The sequence below is a fragment of the Fulvivirga kasyanovii genome, from assembly GCF_009711405.1.
Lineage (GTDB): Bacteria > Bacteroidota > Bacteroidia > Cytophagales > Cyclobacteriaceae > Fulvivirga > Fulvivirga kasyanovii.
The window spans coordinates 1-581 of sequence record NZ_SMLW01000087.1; the positions used below are offsets into that span (position 1 = coordinate 1).

A 581-nucleotide genomic window follows, 5' to 3' on the forward strand; every position below is an offset into this window, starting at 1 on the left:
TCTTCATATTCCTCCACTATCAGGTGGGCATTGGAACCGCCGGCTCCGAAGGAACTGACTCCGGCCCGACGGGGGTGTGAGCCACGGGTCCATGGGGAATGGGTCTGCTGCATATAGAACCGGCTCTTTGACCAGTCTATATGGCTGCTCGACGGGGTCGAATGAAGGCTCGGTACCAGCTCGCCTTCGCGCAACTGTAACAATACTTTGGTCAGGGCTGATATCCCGGCCGCTGATTCCAGGTGACCGATATTCCCTTTCACGGATCCCAGGGCACAGCGGATGGGGCCGCTTCCTAATCCGGTAAAGGCTTTCTCCAGGCCGCGCAGTTCTATCGGGTCGCCCAGGTTGGTCCCTGTACCATGGGCCTCTACATAGCTTATCGTGTCGCCGGGGACTCCGCTACGGATCAGGGCGTTTTGTACCACTTCGCTTTGGGCTTTCGGGTCAGGACTCATATATCCGCCCGTGTTGATCGAGGAGCCTTTCAGTACCCCATAAATATAATCTCCGTCGCGCTCGGCGGCTGATAGGGGTTTTAGTAATACGGCTCCTACGCCTTCGCCGACTACAAAGCCTTC

Annotated in this window: 1 protein-coding gene; it reads right to left on the reverse strand. The window is 57.1% G+C overall.

Translation table 11 applies throughout. From position 1 onward, the window contains the following. Positions 1 to 581 (reverse strand): ketoacyl-synthetase C-terminal extension domain-containing protein (locus E1163_RS00125; protein ID WP_185155872.1); only part of this gene is annotated, 581 nt, incomplete at both ends.